Below are 21250 nucleotides of genomic sequence, written 5' to 3' on the forward strand. Positions count from 1 at the left end.
TCAGATGCTGATGGCGAGGTATTTCGCCTCCATGAACTCGGCAATGCCGTGATGCTGGCCGCCCTCGCGGCCGAGGCCGCTCTGCTTCACCCCGCCGAAGGGTGCTGCCGGATCGGACATCAAGCCGCGGTTGAGAGCGATCATCCCGGCTTCGATCTTGGATGCCACCCGCATTCCACGCGCAAGATCGCGCGTGTAGATGTAGGCGGCAAGACCGTATTCGGTGTCGTTGGCGCGCGCGATGACATCGGCTTCCGTCTCGAATCTCGAGATCGGCGCCACCGGCCCAAAAATTTCCTCATGCGCCATCTCCGCCTCGGCCGGGACGTCGCAGAGCACGGTCGGCGGATAAAAGTATCCCGTTCCCGAGCCTGCCTTGCTCCCGCACAGCACCCGCGCGCCACGGGCGACAGCATCGTTGACCAGCCGGCCGATCTTGTCGACGGCCTTCCTGGTGATCATCGGCCCGCACTCCGTGGCCGCGTCCGTGCCGGCGCCGACCTTGAGTGCCGACATCCGCCTGGCGAGGCTTTCGCCAAAGGCGTCATAAACGCCGGACTGGACATAGATGCGGTTTGCAGCCGTGCAGGCCTCGCCGGCGTTGCGCATCTTCGCCACCATCGCCCCGTCGACCGCCGCGTCGAGATCCGCGTCATCGAACACAAGGAATGGCGCGTTGCCGCCAAGTTCCATCGAACACGAAACCACGTGCTTTGCCGCCTCGGCCAGCAGAACGCGCCCGACACCCGTCGAGCCGGTAAAGGAGAGTTTCCGCACCCGCGGATCGGCCAGCATCGCGGCCGTCACAGGGCCGGGACTGGAGGTTGTCAGAACGTTCACCACACCTGGCGGAACGCCTGCTTCCTGGTAGAGCGCGGCAAGCGCGTAGGCCGTGAGCGGGGTCTCGCTGGCTGGCTTCAAAATTACCGTGCACCCGGCAGCCAAGGCGGGCGCGATCTTGCGCGTCGCCATGGCGGCAGGGAAGTTCCAGGGCGTGACAAGGACGCAGATGCCGATGGGCTCGTAATCGACCACGATCCGGTTCGTGCCGGAAGGCGCCATCCCGAATTCACCTGTGATGCGAACGGCTTCCTCGGCATTCCAGCGAAAGAATTCCGCAGCATAGGCGATCTCGCCACGTGCGTCCCGGAGTGCCTTGCCGTTTTCCAGCGAGATCAGGGTTGCCAGCGTCTCAGAACGTTGCGTCATCAGCTCGAAGCAACGTCTGAGGATTTCGGAACGCTTGCGGGGTGCCGTTGTGCGCCAGCCATCGGCGGCCTTGGCCGCAGCCTCCACGGCGGCCGCGGCATCTTCGATCGTCGCATCGGGAACGGCGGCGATCACCGCTTCCGTGGAAGGGTCCACGACCTGGATTTCCCTGCCGTCGGCGGATTGCCTCCATTGGCCGCCGATATACAAGCCGTGGGAGAATCTATGGAAGTCGGCAGTGTCCTGATCGTCCTCCAGCACCTGATGAGATATGTTCATGGCCTGCTCCTCGATTGCTCACATGACGTAGGTGGCGAGGTCGCCATCATAGGCTGCCTGGATCAGGCCCCGCATGGCTGCCAGATCGAATGGCCGCGGATTGTTCTTGATGAGACGGTCAATGCCGAGCGCCTGTTCGGCCGTCCAATCGAGCTTGTCGGCGGGAAGCCCGAGCTTGGCCAGCGAAGGCGTGATCCCGATCGCTCCAAACAGCCGGCCGATCTCGTCGATCGTCGCGTCGGCCATCTCACCGGCACTCCGGTCCCTCCCGTCGAGACCAAGGGCGAGGCCGATCTCGGCCATCTCGGCGGCCGCGGCGGCCCTGTTGTACTTCATGACATACGGCAACATGGTGGCGACACCCAGCCCGTGAGCGGTGTGGGTGAGGGCGCCGACCGGATATTGCACCGCGTGCGCCGCCGCCGTTCCGGCCGTACCGAACGCACAGCCGGCAGCAAGCGCGCCCATCATCACATCGGCCCGAGCGTCCTCGTCGGCGGGGTCGCTGTATGCCTTCTCGAGACTGCGGCCAAGCAGCTTGATCGCGAGCAGCGCAAAATGATCGGTCAGCGCGCTCTTTCCGATGAAGACATGCTGTTGCGGGAGGCTGGGGTCAGTGCCGCGCCTGACGGCGGTAAAAGCCTCGATTGCATGTGTCAGCGCGTCTGCACCCGCGATCGCCGTCAGTCCCGGGGGACATGTCATCGTCAGTTCCGGGTCGCAGATGGCGGCTGCCGCGATGAGATGCGGGCTGGAGATGCCGACCTTCAAGGCGCGATCCGGATCCGAGATCACCGCGACAGGGGTCACTTCCGAGCCGGTGCCGGCTGTCGTTGGCACCGCGATCACCGGCAGCGTCGGACTAGGCACCTTGAACTCGCCATAGTAGTCCTGGAGCAGGCCGCCGTGACTGATGAGCAATGCGGCGCATTTGGCCATGTCGAGACAACTGCCGCCTCCGATGCCGATCACCATGTCGGGCGCAAAATCCCGTGCCTCCTCGACGCAAACGGCAACTGTGTCTCGGGGAACGTCGGGCAGCACGCGGTCATGGACAAACACGTCGATCGAAGCGGCTCGCAGCGCCGCGACGATCTCCGCGAAAGGACGGGTTGCGGCAAAACGTTCGTCGGTACAGACGAGCGCACGACGCCCGAGCCTGGCCGCGACGGTCGCAATGACGTGGCGCTGTCCCTTCCCGAAGAGGATTTCACGCGGCAGCCTTACGGCAGCGAAAAGGCTCATGTTCTGCGTCCCTCGATGATGTTGGGAGTGGAAAGCGAAAGCTGGTCGAATTCGATCCAAAAGGTATCATCTATTAAATCGTATATGATATAGGATTGCATTGAGCGAAGCATCGTGTTAGCCAGTGATCCTGTCAAGAGGCAAAGATGCAGGTCACGAACTTAAGCAATGCCCGAGAAGTCGACCCGGCTAGCGGACGCATCCAGCGATCCAACAGTCTGGTGGAGGACGTGTATGAAGCGATCTTCGCGCAACTCATGTCGCTGAAGATCGCGCCTGGCTCGCGGATCACCGTCGACAGTCTGGTCAAGGAACTCGAAGTATCCCACACGCCAATCCGTGAAGCGCTTGGCCGCCTCGAAGGCGAAGGCCTTGTGCTGAAGACACATTTGATCGGCTACCGCGCCGCGCCGCAGATAACCAAGCGCCGATTTGACGAACTCTATGAGCTTCGCCTGCTGCTCGAGCCGCATGGGGCGGCCAAAGCAGCCGCATTGATGGATGAGACGAAACTTGCGGTGCTTCAGGAGTCCGCAGGGGGCATGGCGCGCCGCGAAGGCAAGGATGGACGCCTGCGTTACTCCAACTTTGCGCGGCAGGACGCCATTTTCCACGACAGGATCATGGAATTTGCAAACAATGATCTCGTGCGCCAGACTCTCGCTTTCCAGCATACGCACTTCCACATCTTTCGCCTGATGTTCCATTCGCGCGTTACCGAGGAAGCGCTCGACGAGCATGAGGCTATCCTGGCCGCCTTCGCTGCCTCCGATCCTGTTGCGGCGGAACAGGCGATGCGCCGCCATATCGAGCATTCTCGTGATCGTTTGTTGCTGGCGTTCGATTGAGACTGTCACGATGTCAGTCACCGTCCACATCGGGAGCGGCGCCGTCAAGCTGGAGGCACCGTTGACCCCGCAAGCAAACGCCCGGGAATGCCACGTCCCGGGTCCCCCTTTCTGAGACCCGCGCCGCCGGGCGAGTGCAATGCCCGCCTGACTTCCATCCACAAAACGAGGAAACCGACTATGCCAGGCAAGAAAATACTAATGTTGACCGGTGAGTTTACCGAAGAATACGAGATCTTCGTCTATCAGCAGGCGATGGAGGCCGTCGGCCACATCGTCCACGTTGTCTGTCCTGACAAGAACGCTGGAGACCTGATCAAGACGTCGCTTCACGATTTCGAAGGTGACCAAACCTACACCGAGAAGCCCGGCCACTATGCTTTGATGAACAAGACCTTTTCGGAGGCGGAGAAACAGCTCGACCAGTATCACGCCGTGTATTGCGCGGGCGGTCGTGGCCCCGAGTACATCCGCACGGATAAGCGCGTGCAGGCGATCGTCCGCCATTTCCACGAAAACAAGAAGCCGATCTTCACGATCTGCCATGGCGTACAGATCCTGATCGCGGTCGACGGCGTCGTGCGTGGCAAGAAAGTAGGTGCGCTGGCTGCCTGCGAGCCGGAAGTGACCCTCGCCGGTGGAACCTATATCGACCTGTCCCCGACTGAGGCCTATGTCGACGGAACGATGGTCTCGGCAAAGGGCTGGACCGCACTTGCCGCGTTCATCCGCGAGTGCCTGAAGGTGCTGGGAACGGAAATCCGCCACAACTGAGTCAATCCTTCCGATGCATCCCAGACGGGATGCATCGGTTTCTCCTCAGATCGTCCACGGCTCATGGCAACGCCTCCGTGCTCATGGGCAAGGCGACGAACGCATCGCTGCCGACATTGGCAACGACGCCCGCCGAAATGATCCAGACGGGGTTGTTTTGCCGCCCACGCGCATCTCGGCGATGTCGAGCGGCCCTTCCAGTGGATCGCAGCCTGCCCCAGCGGGCGGGGTTCGACGCCGGGTTGATTGATCTGGCCGAACAGACTGCTGGATTGCTCGGGCAGACCGAAATTCTTCCTATTTTGCGCCACCCTCTTTCAACGGAACCGTCCCCGATCCTCTGGTCAGTTCTCGAAGGAACGCCTGGACCAGATTTCTTGTTTCGTCTGCCCTGCGGTACGCGATCAGATGCCGCGAACTGAAGGTATAGGACCCGGGCTTGATCGCCCGCAACTCGCCGGCGTGGACCCATGACGATGCGAAATGAGCCGGCAGGAAGCCGATGAAATTCTCCGACAGGATCAGCATCAATTGTGCTTCCATGTGGATCACTGACGCGCTGGCCTTGGGATGCCCGACGAGATAGAGGTCGTCGAAATACCGATAGCTGCGTACAGAAAACCGCGCAGCGTGGATGGCGCTTTGGTCGATCCTTGAATCGGGCATTGCAAAAAGCGGGTGCCGTCGGCCGCAATAGAGAAAATGCGGCTCGCCGCAATAATCCCGGTAAACGACACCGGGCGCTTTCTGCGACAGCGGCCCGATGACGATGTCGCGGCCGCCATCAGCGACTTGCTGCTCAAGCTCGGATGGCGTGCCAAGCGATAGGTCGATGAAAACATCGGAATCAGGACCCATGAAGCGTCTGAGGGCATGCTGGATGCCCAATTCACTGCTTGTGAACACGCCATCGGACGTGCCGATCCGCAACCGGCCGGACAGGCTGCCGCTAGCTGCGCTGATGCGGTGTCCGAAATCGTCGAGATCGCGAAACAGTTTCTGCGCCGCGTCGTAGGTCGCCTGTCCGACCTCGGTCAGGCGGAACTTTTTGCGTCCGCGATGGCAGAGCTGGGCGCCGATGCGTTTCTCCAACTCCGCAAGATGCGTGCTGAGCGTCGGCTGCGACAGGTTGAGGGTGATCTGCGCGTCGGCGAAGCCGCCTGAATCGGCCAGCGCCACGAAGACGCGCAGCAGGCGGATGTCGATGTTGTCCAAACGACGCATGGCTTGTCCCTCGAACGGCGATACATCGACATTATTCGATGTAAAATTCTAAATAAACTCATTTACATCAATGCTTGAAATCGCGAGCCTGCGCGGAACAAAAATGGGGAACAATCATGAAATCGTCACTCCGCATCGCGTTGTCCGCAGCACTGGTGCTCGCCAGTTCGCAGTTCGCCTTCAGCGCCGACCAGATACGCATCCTTGCTCCGACGTGGCTGGGATTTGCACCTGTCCACATCGCCGGCGACCTGGGCTGCTTCGCCGGCAAAGACCTAGATGTCAGCATCAAGTTCGAGGATGACCTCACCAACGTCATGGCAGCGATGGCGCGCGGCGACATCGAGATGCAGATGCGCTCCGTCGGCGAATATCAGGGGCGCCCGCGCGACGCCTCCACACCGGGCATCATCATCGGCACGATCGATGAATCCGTCGGCGGCGACGGCATCATCACCGACGACCAGATCAAGACGGTGGCGGATCTCAAGGGCAAGGTCGTCGCTGCCGAACCGAACATTCCCTCACGCCTGTTGCTCCAGATGGAGCTGAAGCAGGCGGGACTGTCACTGAAGGACCTCCAGATCAAGGACATCGCAACGGCCGACACGGGCGCGGTTTTCGTCGATGACTCGATTGCCGCGATCGCGACCTATGAACCGTTCATGTCGCAGGCGCTGAAGGCCTCGACCCGTCCGGGTGCTCGCATGCTGGTCTCGTCCAAGGATCATCGCGGCATCATCATCGATGCGATCATCGTCCGCAACGATGACTTCAAGGCGAACCCGGACAAATACGCGAAGTTTCTCGGCTGCATCTACGAGGCCGTCGATTTCCTGAAGGCCGAGCCGGGAAAATTCGCCGATATGGCCTCCAAGCATTTCGGCCTGACGCCGGCTGAGGTGACCGAGATCGTCGACTCCAGCCTATCCTACACGACGCTCGCCGAATCTCTCGCCTACATGGGCAAACCGGGAGAAAAAGGCACGCTCCACAGCATCTTCGATACGGTGATGGACCTCAACCTGGAGAACGGCGCTGCCGACAACAAGCTCGTGGCGACGGACCAGATCGACAATTCGGTGATCAACAAGGTGTCGGCTAAGTAACGGCAATGGACCAGGTCCGGCGGTCCGCCTTCCGGCGGCCGCCGGCGGCCATGCCATGCCGGCATCCGGGGATAGTGATCTTGTTCAGCAGTCTGTTTGTTTTTCGCGGCCGAGCTTCGCCGATGGCGGAATCCGCCGTCAGCGTTGCGGCGGCCGCCCTGGTCGTCGCGGGTTGGGAGCTGGCGGCACGCGCGGGCATTATTGCGCCGCAGTTCCTCCCCTCACCAAGCCGCGTCGTCATCGCCTTGTGGACGATGCTGACCGAGCAGAACCTCGTCTGGCATGTCGTGGTTTCGACCACACGTGTGTGGATCGCCTTCCTGCTCGCCGCGGCCATGGCCATCCCGATCGGCATCATGATGAGCAGCTACCGGATTGTCGGAGCCGCACTCGAGCCGATGATCGATTTCATCCGCTATCTTCCGGTTCCCGCACTTGTGCCACTGTCCATCATCTGGTTCGGCGTCGGCGAGGAGACCAAAATCTTCCTGCTCTGGCTGGGCACTTTCTTCCAGCTCGTGCTTCTCGTGGCCGACGACATGCGGCGGGTACCACATGAGTTCGTCGAGGTCGCCCGCACCGTCGGCGCCAGCTCGAGGCAAGTGATGACCGATGTCGCCTTGCGCTGGATGGGGCCGACCCTGATTGACAATCTCAGGATCACGCTCGGCTGGTGCTGGACATATTTGATCATCGCCGAGATTGTCGCGGCCGATTCCGGCATCGGCTACGTGATCTGGACGGCGCGCCGCTTCGTCAAAACGCCCGAAGTAATGGCAGGCGTCGTCGTCATCGGGCTGATCGGCCTCATCACCGACCAGCTGCTTCGCCTGCTTCACCGCCGGCTCTTCCGGTATCTGTGAGGGATAGGTCATGGCGAGCGGCTACATTCAGTTCGTCGATACGGCCAAGTCCTTCGGCCCGGTCGATGTCGTGCGAAAAACCGATCTTGGTCTCGACCGCAATTCGCTGGTGGTCTTCCTAGGCCCATCGGGTTGCGGCAAGACAACCTTGATGCGGATGGTCGGCGGCCTCGACGAACCGAGTTCGGGCTCGATCGTGCTCGGCGGCGAAAAAGTTGTCGGACCGGATCGCCGGCGGGGCATGGTGTTCCAGTCCTATTCGTCGTTTCCCTGGCTGACTGTCGAGAAGAACATTGCCTTCGGCATGCGCTACAGGAAAGATATTGGCGCGGCCGAGAAGGCCGAGCGGATGCGCCATTATCTCGAATTGTTCGGGCTTGCCGACTTCGCCGGCTCCTATCCGAACCGGATTTCGGGCGGCATGCGCCAGCGCGTGGCCATAGCGCGCACGCTCGCCGCCGGTTCGGATGTGCTGTTGATGGACGAGCCTTTCGGTGCGCTCGACGCGCTGACGCGCGAGCGCCTTCAGGTCGAGCTGCGGCAGATCCAGATTCGCGAGGAAAAGACCGTCATCTTCGTCACCCACGACGTGGAAGAAGCGGTGTTCCTCGCCGACCGGATCATCCTGTTTTCGCGCCGGCCGGCCTCGGTCGTAGCCGACATCGACGTGGCGGCCCAGCTTGGCCCGCAACGGCCATTGGAAATCCGGGAAACGCAGAAATTCTTCGAGCTGCGCAACAAGGTCCTGCATCTGATCCGCAACCAGACAGGAGTGATCGCATGAGCCTGTCCTTCTACGGAAAGTCGGTCGTGATCACCGGGGCCAGCCGTGGCATCGGGCTCGGCATCGCTAAGGGTTTTGCGCAAGCCGGCGCCAGCCTGCATCTCATCGCCAACGAAGCGGCTGTGCACGAACGGGCGCGTGAATTGGGCGCCACCAGCACGGAAGCCGATATTGCCGATCGTTCGGCCGTCGCGGCAGCTTTCGAACCTGTCGCTCGCATAGACGTGCTCATCAACAATGCCGGCCTCGAACTGATGACGCCGATCACCGACAGCGGCGACGATGTCGAAGCCGCCTTCCGGCGCATCATCGAGATCAATATCATCGGCACGGCGCTCGTCACGGCGCGTGCTCTGCCGCGCATGCAGGCCGGCGGTTCGATCGTCAACACGTCATCGATCTGGGGCCGCGTTGCCGAGGCGCAGTTCGGTGCATACGTTGCCTCCAAGCACGCCATTATCGGCCTGACGAAGACTTGGGCCAAGGAACTCGGGGCCAGGGGCATCCGCGTCAATGCGGTCTGTCCCGGATGGGTTCGCACGGATGCGTCGATGCGCTCGCTCGGCCGCATGGCCGAGAGAGACGCCGTCAGCGAGGCAGCACTGCTCGAAAGCATCGTCGGTGCGCAGGCGCTGCCGGGCCTGATGGAGCCGGCCGACATCGCGGGCACCTATCTCTTCCTGGCGTCGGAACTCACAGCCAACATCACCGGGCAGTCGCTTGGTGTCGACAGGGGAGAAGTGCCTTGGTAAGCCCGCTTCACGGAAAACGCGCGCTGGTCACTGGCGCAGCCAGCGGTATCGGCCGCGCCACCGCGCGCGCCTTGCGCGAGGCCGGGGCGACGGTTCTGGGCCTCGATCTCGAGGCGTCAGAGGGCGATATCCCGATTCTTGCCTGCGACCTCGCCAGCGAAACCGACATCATTGCCGCGGTCGGGCAGGGCAGGGAACGGATTGGCGGCTATGACATCCTCGTCAACAATGCCGGCATCCTGCAGGAAGCACCGCTTGGCGGGATTTCGCTCGATCATGTCGACCGCATGTTCGCGGTCAATGTGCGGGGCGCGATCATCGTGGCGCGGGAAGTCCTGCCGCATCTTCCCGAGGGCGGACGCATCATCAACATCGCCTCCGAGCTCGCCTATCTCGGCCGGTCGGGCGCTTCGGTCTACTGCGCGACGAAGGCGGCGTTGCTCGGCCTTACCCGCTCCTGGGCGCGCGAACTTGCGCCCCGCATCCTGGTCAACGCCGTGGCGCCCGGGCCGACCGACACGCCGCTTCTTGGCTTCGACGCGCTGACCGAGAGCCAACGCGCGCTGGAAACAACACACCCGCTGGGGCGGATCGGACGGCCGGATGAAATCGCCGCCGCGGTGGTGTTCCTGGCCGGCCCCGGCGCAACCTTTTTCACCGGACAATGCCTGGGCGCCAATGGTGGCGCGGCGATGCTTTGAGAAGAGATGATCATGAAAGACCGCGTTTTCCTGGCTGAGCTGTCGTGGCCCGAGGCTAAGGAGCGGATCGCCGCCGGCGCTCCCGTCTTCCTGCCGCTCGGCGCGACCGAACAACACGGCCACCACATGGCGATGAATGTCGATGTGGTGATCCCGACCGCTATCGCCGAAAAGGTGGCGGCGCAGGTCGGAGGGCTAGTGGCGCCGACGATCGCCTACGGCAACCGCTCGCAGCCCCGGTCAGGCGGCGGCCCAGCCTTTCCCGGTACGATCAACATCACCGCACAGACTTTCTCGCTTCTGGTCAAGGATGTGATCTGCGACCTGTATCGCCAGAAGGTCCGACGCATCGTTGTGCTCAACGGCCATTACGAGAATATCGGGCCGTCGATCGAAGGCATCGAACTGGCGCTCGACGCCATTGGCCGCGAACGTGCGACGGACCTGACGATCCTGCGCGTCGACCACTGGGACATGGTGCGCGGCGAAACGCTGGCGAAAGTGTTCCCCGACGGCTATCCCGGCATCGAGCTGGAGCATGCGAGCGTGATCGAGACGTCGATGATGCTGGCGCTGCGCCCGGAGCTCGTCGACCTCGGCAAGGCGCTGCATGACGGTCCCGCGCAATTCCAGCCCTATGACCGCTATCCCAGGCCGGCCGAGGACGTGCCGCCGTCGGGCGTCCTTTCGTTGACCGAGGGCTCGTCGGCGGAAAAGGGCCGATGGCTGCTCGACGACTGCGAGACGCGGCTCGCCAACATCGTCAAACGTGAATTCTTCTGAGGTGACGAGAACATGAACAGCAATTTCTTCCAGCCGGTCGACGCCGCCGCAGTTCCCCGCTTCGCCGGGCTTTCGACCTTCATGAGACTGCCCGCCGTGGCAAGTGCCGAGGGGCTGGATATCGCACTCGTCGGTATACCGTGGGATGGCGGTACGACCAACCGCGCCGGCGCGCGCCATGGTCCGCGCGAGATCCGGAACCAGTCGAGCCTGATGCGGCGGGCCCATCACGTCTCGGGAACCGAGCCGTTCAGCATCGCCAACGTTGCCGATGTCGGCGATCTGTCGGTCAATCCGATCAATCTCCTGGACGGTCTGAAGCGCATCGAGGACGGCATCGCAGCGATTGTCGCAGCGGGCGCCATTCCGCTTGCTGCCGGCGGCGATCATCTGACGACGCTGCCGGTGCTGCGTGCGGTCGCGCGCGATGCGCCGGTCGGCATGATCCATTTCGACGCGCATTCCGATACCAACGACCGCTATTTCGGCGACAATCCCTACACGCATGGCACACCCTTCCGGCGGGCCATCGAAGAGGGCCTGCTCGATCCCAAACGTGTCGTCCAGATCGGCATCCGCGGTTCAATCTACGAGCCCAGCGAGCACGATTGGGCGGTCGCTCAGGGCATCCGCATCATTTACATGGAGGAATTTGTCCGGCGCGGCGCGGCCAGCGTTATGGAAGAGGCACGCGGCATTGTCGGCAGCGGTCCTACCTATGTGACCTTCGACATCGACTGCATCGACCCCTCGATGGCGCCCGGCACCGGCACCCCCGAGCTTGGCGGCTTCACCACCCGCGAAGCGCAGGAAATGGTCCGCCTTCTCGACACGGTGGCCATAGTCGGAGCTGATGTCGTGGAAGTGGCACCGCCGTTCGATCTTGGCGGGATGACGGCGCTGGCGGGGGCAACGATGATGTTCGAACTGCTGTGCGTGATTGCCAAGTCCGTCGCTGCAGGCAGGGTTCGGCTGGCCTGAGAAGGTCACGGCTGCGTCGGCCGCGTGGCGGCCGCCAGGGCGTCCATGTCGTCGTAGAGCGCCTGGCTGTGGTGGTAGAGCCGGTCGAAAACCGGTTGGGTGCGCCTGTAGGTCTCGGCCCATCTGGGGTCCGGCAGGATTTCGGCGCCGTAGCTCACGAAACGCTCGGCCGCCTGCTCGACGCGCGCGAAGCGGCCGGTCGCCGTCGCGGCCATCGCGGCACAGCCGACAATGCCGCATTCGGGCTCCCGCGGAACCAGGATCGGAATGTTGAAGGCACTCGCCTTGATCTTCAGCCAGAGTTCAGTGCGCGCGCCGCCACCCGCGGCGATAACGCGCTCCAGCGGCTTGTTTGACGCGTGTTCCATGATGCGGATGTGACGCGTCATGGCAAAGGCGACGCCTTCCAGGATCGAGCGGTGCAGATGCTCCATGCCATGCGCGGCGCCCAATCCGAAGAACTGTGCGCGGGCGTTGCGATGACGCCCCAGGCGCTCGCCGGTGAGAAAGGGCATAAAGAGCAATGCGTCGCAACCGGCAGGTGCCTCGGCAGCGTGGGCGACGATCTCGTCATAGGACAGCGCGTTGCCGTGGAAGGCGCGGCGTGCCCAGCGCATGCCGTCGCCGCCCGTCTCCAGCAGCACGAACTGCGCCCAGTTGCCTTCGATCGTCGCAACGTTCGAGATCTCCGGGTCAAGCAGCGGCTTCTCCGCGACCGCCGTGATGATGGCGCCCGTGCCGGTGCTGTCGGAACCCATTCCCGGCCGACAAGCGCCTGAACCGAGCAGTGCCACCGGATAGTCGGCACCGCCGACCAGGACGGGGGTTCCAGACTTCAGGCCCGTGTCGCGCGCCGCCTGTTTGGTGACGTGGCCGACGACATCCAGCGGGTTGCGGATCGGCGGCAGCTTGGCGGCGTCCAGACCCATGCGCTCGATCATCACCGGCGACCAGTCGAGCCGCTCTGGGTTCATGAGGAAGCTACAGGAGGCGTCGCCAGTATCCATGGCAATCTCGCCGGTCAGCCGGTAGTTGATGTAATCCTTCGGCATGATGGCGACTGCGCTGCGGGCGTATGCGGCGGGATCGTTGTCTCGGACCCATTGCAGTTTGAAGCCCGGCCATGCGGGGGTCGGCGTGTTGCCGCTTTCAGGCAGGTAGCTGTCCGGCTCATTTTCTTCTTCGAAGCGACGTACGAGATCAACGGAGCGCTTGTCGTTCCAGAGCGGTGCGGTCTCGCGGGTCAGCGCTCCGTGCGCGTCGAGCAGGACCAGCCCGTGCATCTGCCCGCAGACGCAGATGGCGGAGATGCGTTCGCGGGCGCCATCGACGCGGTCCAGCACCGTTTTGACGCTCGTTCGCGCACCCTCCCACCAGTCGACCGGCCGCTGTTCGGCCCAGCCGAACTCCGGCACGATCTGGTCGTGCTCTCGCGACGCAAGTTCGAGGATCTTGCCGCTGACATCGACCAGTGCGGCGCGGACGCTGCCGGTGCCGACATCGATGGCGAGGAAAAGCTCGCCGTTCATTTCGACACGGTTCTGAGATGGGCAAGCATGTGATCCTCTGTCTATTGGTCAGAGCGAGCGCGGCGTGGCGAGAATGCGTTCCATGGCATCAGCCCTTCGCCGCTTCGATAGCGATGCGCGAAATCTCGTCGAAATCCCGCCCCGACACCGGGATCGGGATGTCGAAGACTTCTGCGATCACCTGCGTCCAGCCATGCAGGAAATACGTCCAACCGTCCTCGATCTGCAACTGCTGTCTGGCCTGCTGCCGCCTTGCCTGGTCAAGGAAGATCAGGTCGCCACGATAATTGAGATCCCAGGCTATGCCGCGCTTGGGGAACACGCCGTCATCGGTGATCGGCGAGCCTGGGGCGTCCTTGCCAAGTCCCGTCGCGTTGATCACCAGCGAGCCGGGTTTCAGCGCCGCCAACGTCTTGTCGTTGATCTCGGGCCGGTCGGCGAGGACATACTCGATCTCGATCGTCGGCATCATGTCTTTGTGGATGCGCTCGATTTCGTCGAGACGCGGCTGCGAACGGTCGGTGACAATGATGCGCGAAGGCACGTCGGCGCGCTTGCGCATCAGGTGCCAGGTGATCGCAATCGTCGATCCGCCGGCGCCCATGGACAGGACTTCTGCATCGGTGTCCGCGAAGTATCCCGCCGGGATGAAACCATCGATCGCAAGGCCCGAAGAGATCGGATCCTTGGCATGGCAGATGAGTTTGCCGCCCCGCTTTGATATGCAGCTGGTCTCGTGCATCAGGCGAGCATGCGGATCGATGACGTCGAACAGGTCGCGCGCCGCGTTGAAGAGATCGATCTTATGCGTGGTGACGAGCGCGCCGAGCGACAGCGGGTCGGATTTTATGAAGGAGACGACCTCACGGTAGGCCTCCGGATCGGCATGAAGTGGAAAGTCGATGCCCTTGAGAACCGCATCCTTCAGCCGGAGGTGGCGCGCCCATGCGGGGAAAACCCGTATGATCGAACTGCTCGTCGTCGTGACGCCGATAAAATAGAACGTCGGCTGGGTAGCCGGCCGGCGGCTCATTTGCCGATCTCCCGGATTTCGCTCGTGCGCAGCGCAAAAGCAGCAGTGCCAAGTGAAGCAGCGATCTCGAAGGAAGCCTTCATGCCGGCACCGTGCGGGATTGTTGCCCATAGAGGGCGGAGATCAGCTTCGCATCACGCGGTCGCCAATCCGGATTGTCGACTTCCTTCCAGCCTCCATCGCCGGCGACCACGCGCGAGCGCATGCCTCCCGATCTTGCGATGATCTCGTAGTCCTGCCCTGAATCGGCGGGGGAGCAGAACAGCATCACCAGATCGTCTTCCCCAACATTGATCGAGCGGTGGACCCAGAAAGGGGGGACGTAACAGACGGTCTGGGCTTCGACGGGCAGGATCCGGACCTCGCCCTCCGGCGATTCCATCAGCATGAGGCCGTGCCCCTTCTGGCCATAGTAGATCTCGGGCCGGTCGGCCTGCTTGTGGATGTGACCGCGTGTCATGAAATACTCGTCGCCGACCTTGCCAGGCGCCATGCGCGTGACGCCGAAAATCAGATCGCCCGACTGCTCGGTCGGCCGGAACTCGGAGACCTCGTAGACGATGCGCTCGCCCCATGCCGCGCGCATGGCCTCGAAGGCGGCGGCGTCCGCATAGAGCCCATCCAGATCGCGGAAGCGTTTCTGGTAGTTGCCGGTTGCATTTCCCATCGCGCCGGTCGACAGATCGACCTTGCATCCGGTCGGCTCAAACAATCTGGTCAAGGGACTACCTCATATTGCTTTGCTGTGGTGGCGGCGCTGATCTGGCCGGCTCCTGCTTTCGACAAGAACCACACTTGCTTTGCAGGGCACGATTTGCTCTCCCTATGCGGACCAGCTTGGAGGTTGCTGGATTATGGCAGATTTCGACTACGAGGCACACGAAAGTAGGTTGGGCGTTGTCGTCATGCCGCACCCGCCGCCTTAATTCGAGAGAACCGCCTTGCTCCTCCAAGTCGCCTTCGACAAGCCTGAACACCTGGCCCTGCTCCCGCAGATGAAGGCGTTCGCCGACATTATCGAGATCGGCACGCCGTTGCTGAAACGCCTTGGCCTCTCCGCCATCACCACGGCGCGCGAGCTCTGCCCGGACGTCATGGTGTTGGCTGATACCAAAACCGTCGACGGCGGCCAGTTCGAGGCCGACATGGTATTCGGCGCCGGTGCCGCGTTCATGACGGTGCTGTCGTGTGCTTCGTCCGCCACGCATGACGCGGTGGGAAGACGTGCCGCCGCCTTCGGCGCGACGGTCATCGTCGACACCATCACCGAGACGGGCAAGGCAGAATTGCTTCCTTTGAATGCTGTCTTCCCCGAAAGCTTCGGCTATGTCGCGGTCCACTCGCCAACCGACGCGCGGCTGGCGGGCAACACCTCCACCTCACATATCGACGCCGTGAAAAAGATGCACGATCGCGGCTTTCTGGTTTCGCTCGCCGGCGGGATCGGCCCCGACACGCTGGAAGCGGTGATCGCAGTCGAGCCGGAAATCCTCGTGGTCGGCAGCGCCATCACAGAATCCGCAAGCCCGAAAGAGATAGCACGATGGATTCGCGACAGATTGCCCAATCCAGGCCGTGGCTGGCCGTGGGACAGGAGATAACCGACCTTCTTGGCCGGATCGACGTCGACGCCTTTGCAAGGCTGGTGCAGGCGTTCGATGACCCCGATCAGCGATGGTTCTTTTCCGGGCAGGGACGCTCCGGCCTTGTCGCGCAGATGGGCGCGATGCGGTTCATGCATCTTGGCCGAACGGTGCATTTTGTCGGTGAGGTATCGGCGCCCTCGATACGCAGGGGCGATGCGCTGCTGATCGTCTCCGGCTCTGGGGAGACGCCGGTCAGCACAGGCTTTGCCCGCATCGCCAAGGCGGAGGGTGCCAAGGTCGTTACGCTGACGCATGAGCCGGCGGGGACCCTGGCCGGCATTGCCGACGTCACGCTGCATGTCCCTGTCGGGGAATCGAAACAGTTTGGCGGCAGCCTGTTCGAGCAATCCTGCCTCGTCCTGCTCGACAGCGTTGTGCTCGGCCTGGCGCAGCAGATACCCGACGCGCACAAGCTGATGTTGTTCCGCCACACTAATTTGCAATGACTGGGCACCCCGGGCACGCCCGAGGGCATGCTTTTGAGCGACATGCATCAGCTGGAAGCCCGGCTGGGCACCTCATCTTCCGTTGCGGCAAGGCACTGGACTCGCTGTGCGATGCCGATATTGTACTTGAGGAGCGTTGGTGCCGTGCTCTGGCGACGGCAACCGACGGGGAGGATGCCGACGGCTTGGTCCGCAGGAACAGGTCCCGGTCAATATGGGAGGAAGTCTGATGAGAATTGGGGTCTTTCTGGCCGGCGTTTCGGCTTTTGCCGCGCTGGTTGGCGCACCTGCCTTTGCGCAGGACAAACCGTTTGCGGGCGTTACCGTGAACGTCATTACGCAGACCGGGGCGATTCAGGAGCCGCTACAGAGGCGCGCGCCCGAGTTCGAAGCGCTCACCGGCGCCAAGATCAATGTCATCGCGGTGCCTTTCTCGGATCTCTATCAAAAGATACTCACCGACTGGGCGAGCGGCACCAACTCGGTCGATGCCGGGGTGTTCGCCCCGCAATGGATGGTCGACTACATTGCCGGCGGCTACCTCGAGGACCTGACGCCGCGGGTCGAGGCCGACAAGGACATCCAGCAGGACGATGTGGGCGCGTTCTTCCGAGACTTCTCCGAGAAGTACAGCGGCAAGACCTACATGATCACGCTCGATGGCGACTTCCACATGATGTACTACCGCAAGGACGTGCTGGAAGCGGCCGGCCTGGCGGTGCCGAAAACTTGGGACGAATATCTCGAGGTCGCCAAGGCCACGCATGGCAAGGACATGAGCGGCGATGGCACGCCGGATTTCGGCTCGTGCATCGCCAAGAAGCGCAACGCGCAGAGCTATTGGTTCGTCACCGATGTGGTCGGCTCGATGACCCAGTCCAAGGGAACCAGCCAGGGCACCTTCTTCAACACCAAGGACATGACGCCGCTCGTCAACAACGACGCCTTCCGCAAGGCGCTCGACTTCCTGTCTGAATCGACCAAATACGGCCCGCCGGACGAGCTGAATCTCGATGTCAGCGATACAAGGCCGCTCTTCGCTTCCGGCCGCTGCGCGCTGAACCTCGACTGGGGCGATGTAGGCACGATCTCGATCGATCCGGCCCAGTCCAAGGTGATGGGCAAATGGGGCGCGGCGATCATGCCCGGATCCAAGGAGGTCCTGAACTGGGACACCGGCAAGCTAGAGGCTTGCACGGCAGAAAACTGCCCGCACGCGATCGACGGCGTGAACCATGCACCCTTCGCAGCTTTTGGCGGCTGGGGCGGCGGCATCAACGCGGCGGCCGATCCGAAGGTAAAGGACGCCGCCTACGCCTACTTCTCGTTCATGACGCAGCCGGCACAGTCGAACGCCGACGTGACCGTCGGCGGCACCGGCTTCAACCCGTATCGCACTTCGCAGCTCAGCTACAGCGACCTTTGGAAGAAGGCCAACATGAGCGAGGATGAGGCCAAAGTGTACCTGGGCGCGATCAACGACAGCATGAGCAGCCCGAACATGATCCTCGACCTGCGCATCCCACAAAATCAGAAATACCAGCAGGTCGTGCTCGACGAAGCGGTCTCGCGCTTCCTTGCCGGCGAAATCGACAAGGAAGCGACGGTTTCGGCGGTCGAGGAAGGCTGGAATGAGCTGAACGACGAGATTGGCAAAGACAAGCAGCTCGAACTTTACAAGGCGACTATCGGCGCCAAATAGGTGGCCAAGCAATCGACCCGGCGTGGCATCGGTCCGCGCCGGGTCTCATGCCTGCCCCACATTCCCGGGTTATGATGACCGCAACCGACACTATGCCAGAAGCTGCCGACCGCCGCAGCTGGGCCGAATGGCTGGACGGTCACTCGGGCCGGATCATGGTGCTGCCAGCCGTCGTCGTGCTTCTGTGCTTCGCGATTTTTCCGCTCATCATCTCGGCCTATCTCGCGCTTTCGCGCTTTGCGCTCGCGCCGGGCGGATTCACGCTGAAATTCATCGGACTTGTGAACTTCCGCAAGCTGCTGGTCGGCTCGCAGCAGTATCACTTGCTCGGCAAATTCGGCACGTTCGGTTTTGTCCAATCCGCTTTGCTGGCGTTGGTCGCGGCAGGGCTGCTTTTTCTTCTCGCCCGCTATCTCTGGCGTGGCAGGCCGACCATCGCCGGCGTGATTGGTCGCCTTCTCACGACGGCAATGGCTATGGGCCTGGCGGTTCTCGCGCTGGCCACCATGGCACCGGGCGGCGTGCCGGGAACTGTCGTCAACACGCTTCTCTACGTGTTCGTCGGTGTGTCCGTGCAGTTCGCACTGGGGCTGGGCCTCGCGCTCCTCTGCGGCCAGCCAATTCGCGGCAGGAATTTCTTTCGCGTCCTCTTCTTCATCCCGCTGATGGTGACCCCGGTTGGCATCGCCTACACGTTTCGCATGCTCGCCGACATGCAGAAGGGCCCCTTCGCCCCGATCGTGCGCGCTTTCGGCATCAGCGAGTGGTCGTGGGCCACAGAGGCCTGGTCGGCGCGGCTGATGGTGTTGGTCGGCGATACCTGGCAGTGGACGCCGTTCATGTTCATCGTGCTGCTGGCGGCCGTTGAGAACCAGCCGCGCGACCAGGTCGAGGCGGCGCGGCTCGACGGAGCCAACGGCTTCCAGATTTTTCGCGACATTACCTGGCCGGCGATCGCGCCGATTGCCGCTACCGTCGTGCTGATCCGGCTCATCGAGGCTTTCAAGATCGTCGATCTGCCGAACGTGCTCACCGGCGGCGGTCCCGGCCTGGCGACGGAATCGATGACGCTCCACTCCTTCATTTCCTGGCGTACCCAGGATCTCGGCGGCTCGGCCGCTGTCGGTTACATGCTCCTCTTCATCTCGACCATCGTATGCGTCTCGTTCTTCAATTTTGTGGTCCGGCCGGCGCGCCGGTTCGAAGCATGAGCGCCGAGCCGCGCTCGCTGGCGCGCCGGCTGTTCGAGCCGGCCTCGATCGACAGCCAGGCACCGGTCGCCAGGATCGTGACCTATGCGCTGCTGTTCCTGTGGACGCTCGTTGTGGTGATTCCTCTGTACTGGGTGTTCATCACATCCTTCAAGGGGCCGGGGGAGGTCGACAATGGGCCGTTCTATCTCCCGTTCGTCGACTTTGCCCCCTCGCTGCAGGCATGGGACTTCATGCTCGTGCAGAATTACACGCTGCGCCCTTACATGAATTCGGTCGTTGTCGCGGTGGCGAGCACGCTGCTCGCAGTCCTGATCGGCTCGCTGGCGGCCTACGCGCTCGTGCGTATTCGCTTCCAGGTGAAGCTCGTCGCCGTTGCGCTCTTCTTGATCCTCCTCACCGCAATCATCGTCGCGGTGGCCACTTTCGGCGTGCAGTGGGAGATCGCCGTTGCCGTGGCAGCCGCTCTCTTCATCATCGCGCTGTTCACGCTTGTTGGACGCACGAGGCTTGCTGTCGGCAACAACGACATTGAATTCTGGATCATCTCCAACCGCATCATGCCGCCGATCGTCGCCGTGTTGCCGATCTACGTGATGTTCCAGCAGATGCGCCTGCTTGACACACAGGTGGCGCTGATCGCCACCTACACCGCCATCAACCTGCCGATCGTCGTGTGGCTGACTCGCGATTTCTTCGCCGGCATCCCGCTCGACCTTGAGGAGAGCGCACAGATAGACGGGGCCTCCAAGTTCCGCGTTTTCTTCACCATCGCGCTGCCGCTGGTGCGATCCGGCTTGGTCGCGACCTTTCTGCTGGTGCTGATCCTTGCCTGGAACGAGTATCTGCTGGCCCTCTTCCTTTCCAATGCCGACGCGCAGACGATGCCGGTGCTGGTATCGGCACAGAACACGACGCGCGGGCCGCAATGGTGGAACATGTCGGTCTTGATCACCGTGATGATCGCCCCCGTGATCGTCATCTCGAGCATCCTGCAGAAGCACATTGCGCGCGGGCTGCTGGTCGGCGCAGTGAAGGGCTAGTCGATATGCGGGTCACCCTGTCCGATATCTACAAGTCCTTCGGCGCGGTCGAGGTGGTCAAAGGGCTCGACCTGGAGATCCAGGACGGCGAGTTCCTGGTGCTGCTCGGCCCCTCGGGCTGCGGCAAGACGACGGCGCTGCGCATGGTCGCCGGGCTTGAATCGGTGAGTTCCGGCCGCGTCCTCATCGGCGACCGCGACGTCACCCATGTGCTGCCCAAGTATCGCGACGTGGCGATGGTGTTCCAGTCCTACGCGCTCTATCCGCATATGACCGTTGCGGAGAACATCGCATATCCGCTGAAGCTGCGGGGCGTGCCGCGCACTGAACGCGACGCCTCCGTCCGCAGCGCCGCCGTCAAGGTCCACCTCGAGGAGTTCCTCGACCGCTATCCACGGCAGCTTTCCGGCGGTCAGCGGCAGCGCATCGCGCTTGCCCGCGCCATGGTGCGGCGGCCGAGCGTCTTCCTGATGGACGAGCCGCTCTCCAATCTCGACGCCAAGCTGCGCGGCCACATGCGCTCGGAGCTGAAGCGCCTGCAGGCTGATCTGGGCGTGACGACGATCTACGTCACCCACGATCAGATCGAGGCCATGACCTTGGCTCACCGTGTTGCCATCATGAACCGTGGCGTCGTGCAGCAGATCGCGACACCCCGACAGATCTACGACGATCCGGCGAACCTGTTCGTCGCTGGCTTCATCGGCTCACCGCCGATGAATTTTCTCCATGGCGAGCTGGTCGAGGGTACCTTCGTGTGTGCGGAAGGACGATTTGCGACCAGCGTTGCCGAGAGCCGGAAAAAGGTCACTGCCGGCCTTCGGCCCGAGGATTGCCGGGTCACGGGCCCATCGGAGGGCAAGATTGCGGCACGGGTCTACGCTGTGGAACTGATCGGCGATCATACCTTGATCACCTGCCAATTCGGTGGGGCCACCGTAACCGTCAAGGCCGATAAATCGGCGCACTACGACATGGATGAGCCGATCGGCATCACCTTCCAGGACACCGCCGTCTTTCTGTTCGATTCGGAAACCGGGGGCCGCATCGGCGGCCGCGTCCGTGGACAGGCAGCCGCGTGACGTTCG

21 protein-coding genes are annotated in these 21250 nt (G+C 62.6%); 15 read left to right on the forward strand and 6 right to left on the reverse strand.

All coding sequences use genetic code 11. The features are described from left to right. A complete protein-coding gene (locus EN885_RS07505) occupies positions 1 to 1488 on the reverse strand; it encodes an NAD-dependent succinate-semialdehyde dehydrogenase (protein ID WP_126105447.1) in 1488 nt (495 codons plus the stop codon). Between the two features lie 18 nt (positions 1489 to 1506). Then, on the reverse strand, positions 1507 to 2733 hold the full coding sequence (locus tag EN885_RS07510; protein ID WP_127205260.1) for an iron-containing alcohol dehydrogenase: 1227 nt from the start codon (positions 2731 to 2733) through the stop codon (positions 1507 to 1509). Between the two features lie 146 nt (positions 2734 to 2879). On the opposite strand from EN885_RS07510, the gene EN885_RS07515 reads away from it, so the two are divergent. Together EN885_RS07515 and EN885_RS07520 are read left to right on the forward strand one after the other, a co-directional pair. After that, complete coding sequence (locus tag EN885_RS07515) at positions 2880 to 3581, forward strand: GntR family transcriptional regulator (protein ID WP_128241375.1); 702 nt, start codon at positions 2880 to 2882, stop codon at positions 3579 to 3581. Positions 3582 to 3761: 180 nt separating this feature from the next. Further along, positions 3762 to 4355 carry a DJ-1/PfpI family protein gene (locus EN885_RS07520; protein ID WP_065009308.1) on the forward strand — a complete coding sequence of 198 codons (594 nt, stop codon included), beginning with the start codon at positions 3762 to 3764 and terminating at the stop codon, positions 4353 to 4355. Positions 4356 to 4652: 297 nt separating this feature from the next. On the opposite strand, the gene EN885_RS07525 is transcribed toward EN885_RS07520, so the two are convergent. Further along, positions 4653 to 5579, reverse strand: coding sequence for a LysR family transcriptional regulator (locus EN885_RS07525; protein ID WP_095489055.1), 927 nt, complete (start codon positions 5577 to 5579; stop codon positions 4653 to 4655). 116 nt (positions 5580 to 5695) lie between these two features. On the opposite strand from EN885_RS07525, the gene EN885_RS07530 reads away from it, so the two are divergent. The 7 genes from EN885_RS07530 (at position 5696) to speB (ending at position 11552) form a co-directional block, all read left to right on the forward strand. Continuing rightward, positions 5696 to 6688, forward strand: coding sequence for an ABC transporter substrate-binding protein (locus EN885_RS07530; RefSeq protein ID WP_127205258.1), 993 nt, complete (start codon positions 5696 to 5698; stop codon positions 6686 to 6688). A gap of 122 nt (positions 6689 to 6810) precedes the next feature. Next, positions 6811 to 7551, forward strand: a complete 741-nt coding sequence (locus EN885_RS07535; protein ID WP_245461484.1) for an ABC transporter permease — start codon at positions 6811 to 6813, stop codon at positions 7549 to 7551. Positions 7552 to 7561: 10 nt separating this feature from the next. After that, positions 7562 to 8335 carry an ABC transporter ATP-binding protein gene (locus EN885_RS07540; protein ID WP_127205257.1) on the forward strand — a complete coding sequence of 258 codons (774 nt, stop codon included), beginning with the start codon at positions 7562 to 7564 and terminating at the stop codon, positions 8333 to 8335. Further along, a complete protein-coding gene (locus EN885_RS07545) occupies positions 8332 to 9087 on the forward strand; it encodes an SDR family oxidoreductase (protein WP_128241374.1) in 756 nt (251 codons plus the stop codon). The genes EN885_RS07540 and EN885_RS07545 overlap by 4 nt, the downstream gene beginning before the upstream one ends. After that, positions 9081 to 9788, forward strand: a complete 708-nt coding sequence (locus EN885_RS07550; RefSeq protein WP_127205255.1) for an SDR family oxidoreductase — start codon at positions 9081 to 9083, stop codon at positions 9786 to 9788. Before EN885_RS07545 ends, EN885_RS07550 begins: the two co-directional genes overlap by 7 nt. A 12-nt stretch (positions 9789 to 9800) precedes the next feature. Continuing rightward, on the forward strand, positions 9801 to 10571 hold the full coding sequence (locus EN885_RS07555) for a creatininase (RefSeq protein ID WP_127205254.1): 771 nt from the start codon (positions 9801 to 9803) through the stop codon (positions 10569 to 10571). 12 nt (positions 10572 to 10583) lie between these two features. Beyond that, a complete protein-coding gene (gene speB / locus EN885_RS07560) occupies positions 10584 to 11552 on the forward strand; it encodes an agmatinase (RefSeq protein WP_127205253.1) in 969 nt (322 codons plus the stop codon). Between the two features lie 5 nt (positions 11553 to 11557). Here the strand turns inward: speB and EN885_RS07565 are convergent, their stop codons facing one another. From EN885_RS07565 to EN885_RS07575, 3 genes are all read right to left on the reverse strand, one after another. Next, positions 11558 to 13081, reverse strand: coding sequence for an FGGY family carbohydrate kinase (locus EN885_RS07565; protein ID WP_127205252.1), 1524 nt, complete (start codon positions 13079 to 13081; stop codon positions 11558 to 11560). An 88-nt stretch (positions 13082 to 13169) separates the two neighbouring features. Then, positions 13170 to 14114, reverse strand: coding sequence for a shikimate dehydrogenase (locus EN885_RS07570; protein WP_128241373.1), 945 nt, complete (start codon positions 14112 to 14114; stop codon positions 13170 to 13172). Positions 14115 to 14193: 79 nt separating this feature from the next. Beyond that, positions 14194 to 14835 carry a glucose-6-phosphate isomerase gene (locus EN885_RS07575; protein WP_128335166.1) on the reverse strand — a complete coding sequence of 214 codons (642 nt, stop codon included), beginning with the start codon at positions 14833 to 14835 and terminating at the stop codon, positions 14194 to 14196. Positions 14836 to 15055: 220 nt separating this feature from the next. On the opposite strand from EN885_RS07575, the gene EN885_RS07580 reads away from it, so the two are divergent. The 6 genes from EN885_RS07580 to EN885_RS07605 all read left to right on the forward strand — a co-directional run bounded on the left by EN885_RS07580 (position 15056) and on the right by EN885_RS07605 (position 21244). Next, complete coding sequence (locus tag EN885_RS07580) at positions 15056 to 15715, forward strand: orotidine 5'-phosphate decarboxylase / HUMPS family protein (protein WP_128241372.1); 660 nt, start codon at positions 15056 to 15058, stop codon at positions 15713 to 15715. Then, entirely contained in the window at positions 15658 to 16206 is a 549-nt protein-coding gene (locus EN885_RS07585; RefSeq protein WP_127205248.1) for an SIS domain-containing protein, read from the forward strand. Before EN885_RS07580 ends, EN885_RS07585 begins: the two co-directional genes overlap by 58 nt. 229 nt (positions 16207 to 16435) lie before the next feature. After that, a complete protein-coding gene (locus EN885_RS07590; RefSeq protein WP_127205247.1) occupies positions 16436 to 17908 on the forward strand; it encodes an extracellular solute-binding protein in 1473 nt (490 codons plus the stop codon). A 92-nt stretch (positions 17909 to 18000) separates the two neighbouring features. Then, entirely contained in the window at positions 18001 to 19119 is a 1119-nt protein-coding gene (locus EN885_RS07595) for a sugar ABC transporter permease (protein WP_164759177.1), read from the forward strand. After that, the gene (locus EN885_RS07600; RefSeq protein ID WP_127205245.1) at positions 19116 to 20162 is read left to right on the forward strand and encodes a carbohydrate ABC transporter permease; all 1047 of its coding nucleotides are present in this window, start codon (positions 19116 to 19118) and stop codon (positions 20160 to 20162) included. The genes EN885_RS07595 and EN885_RS07600 overlap by 4 nt, the downstream gene beginning before the upstream one ends. Before the next feature lie 5 nt (positions 20163 to 20167). Further along, entirely contained in the window at positions 20168 to 21244 is a 1077-nt protein-coding gene (locus tag EN885_RS07605) for an ABC transporter ATP-binding protein (protein ID WP_127205244.1), read from the forward strand. Positions 21245 to 21250 lie beyond the last annotated feature (6 nt).

It is taken from the genome of Mesorhizobium sp. M6A.T.Cr.TU.014.01.1.1 (assembly GCF_004022765.1).
GTDB lineage: Bacteria > Pseudomonadota > Alphaproteobacteria > Rhizobiales > Rhizobiaceae > Mesorhizobium > Mesorhizobium mediterraneum.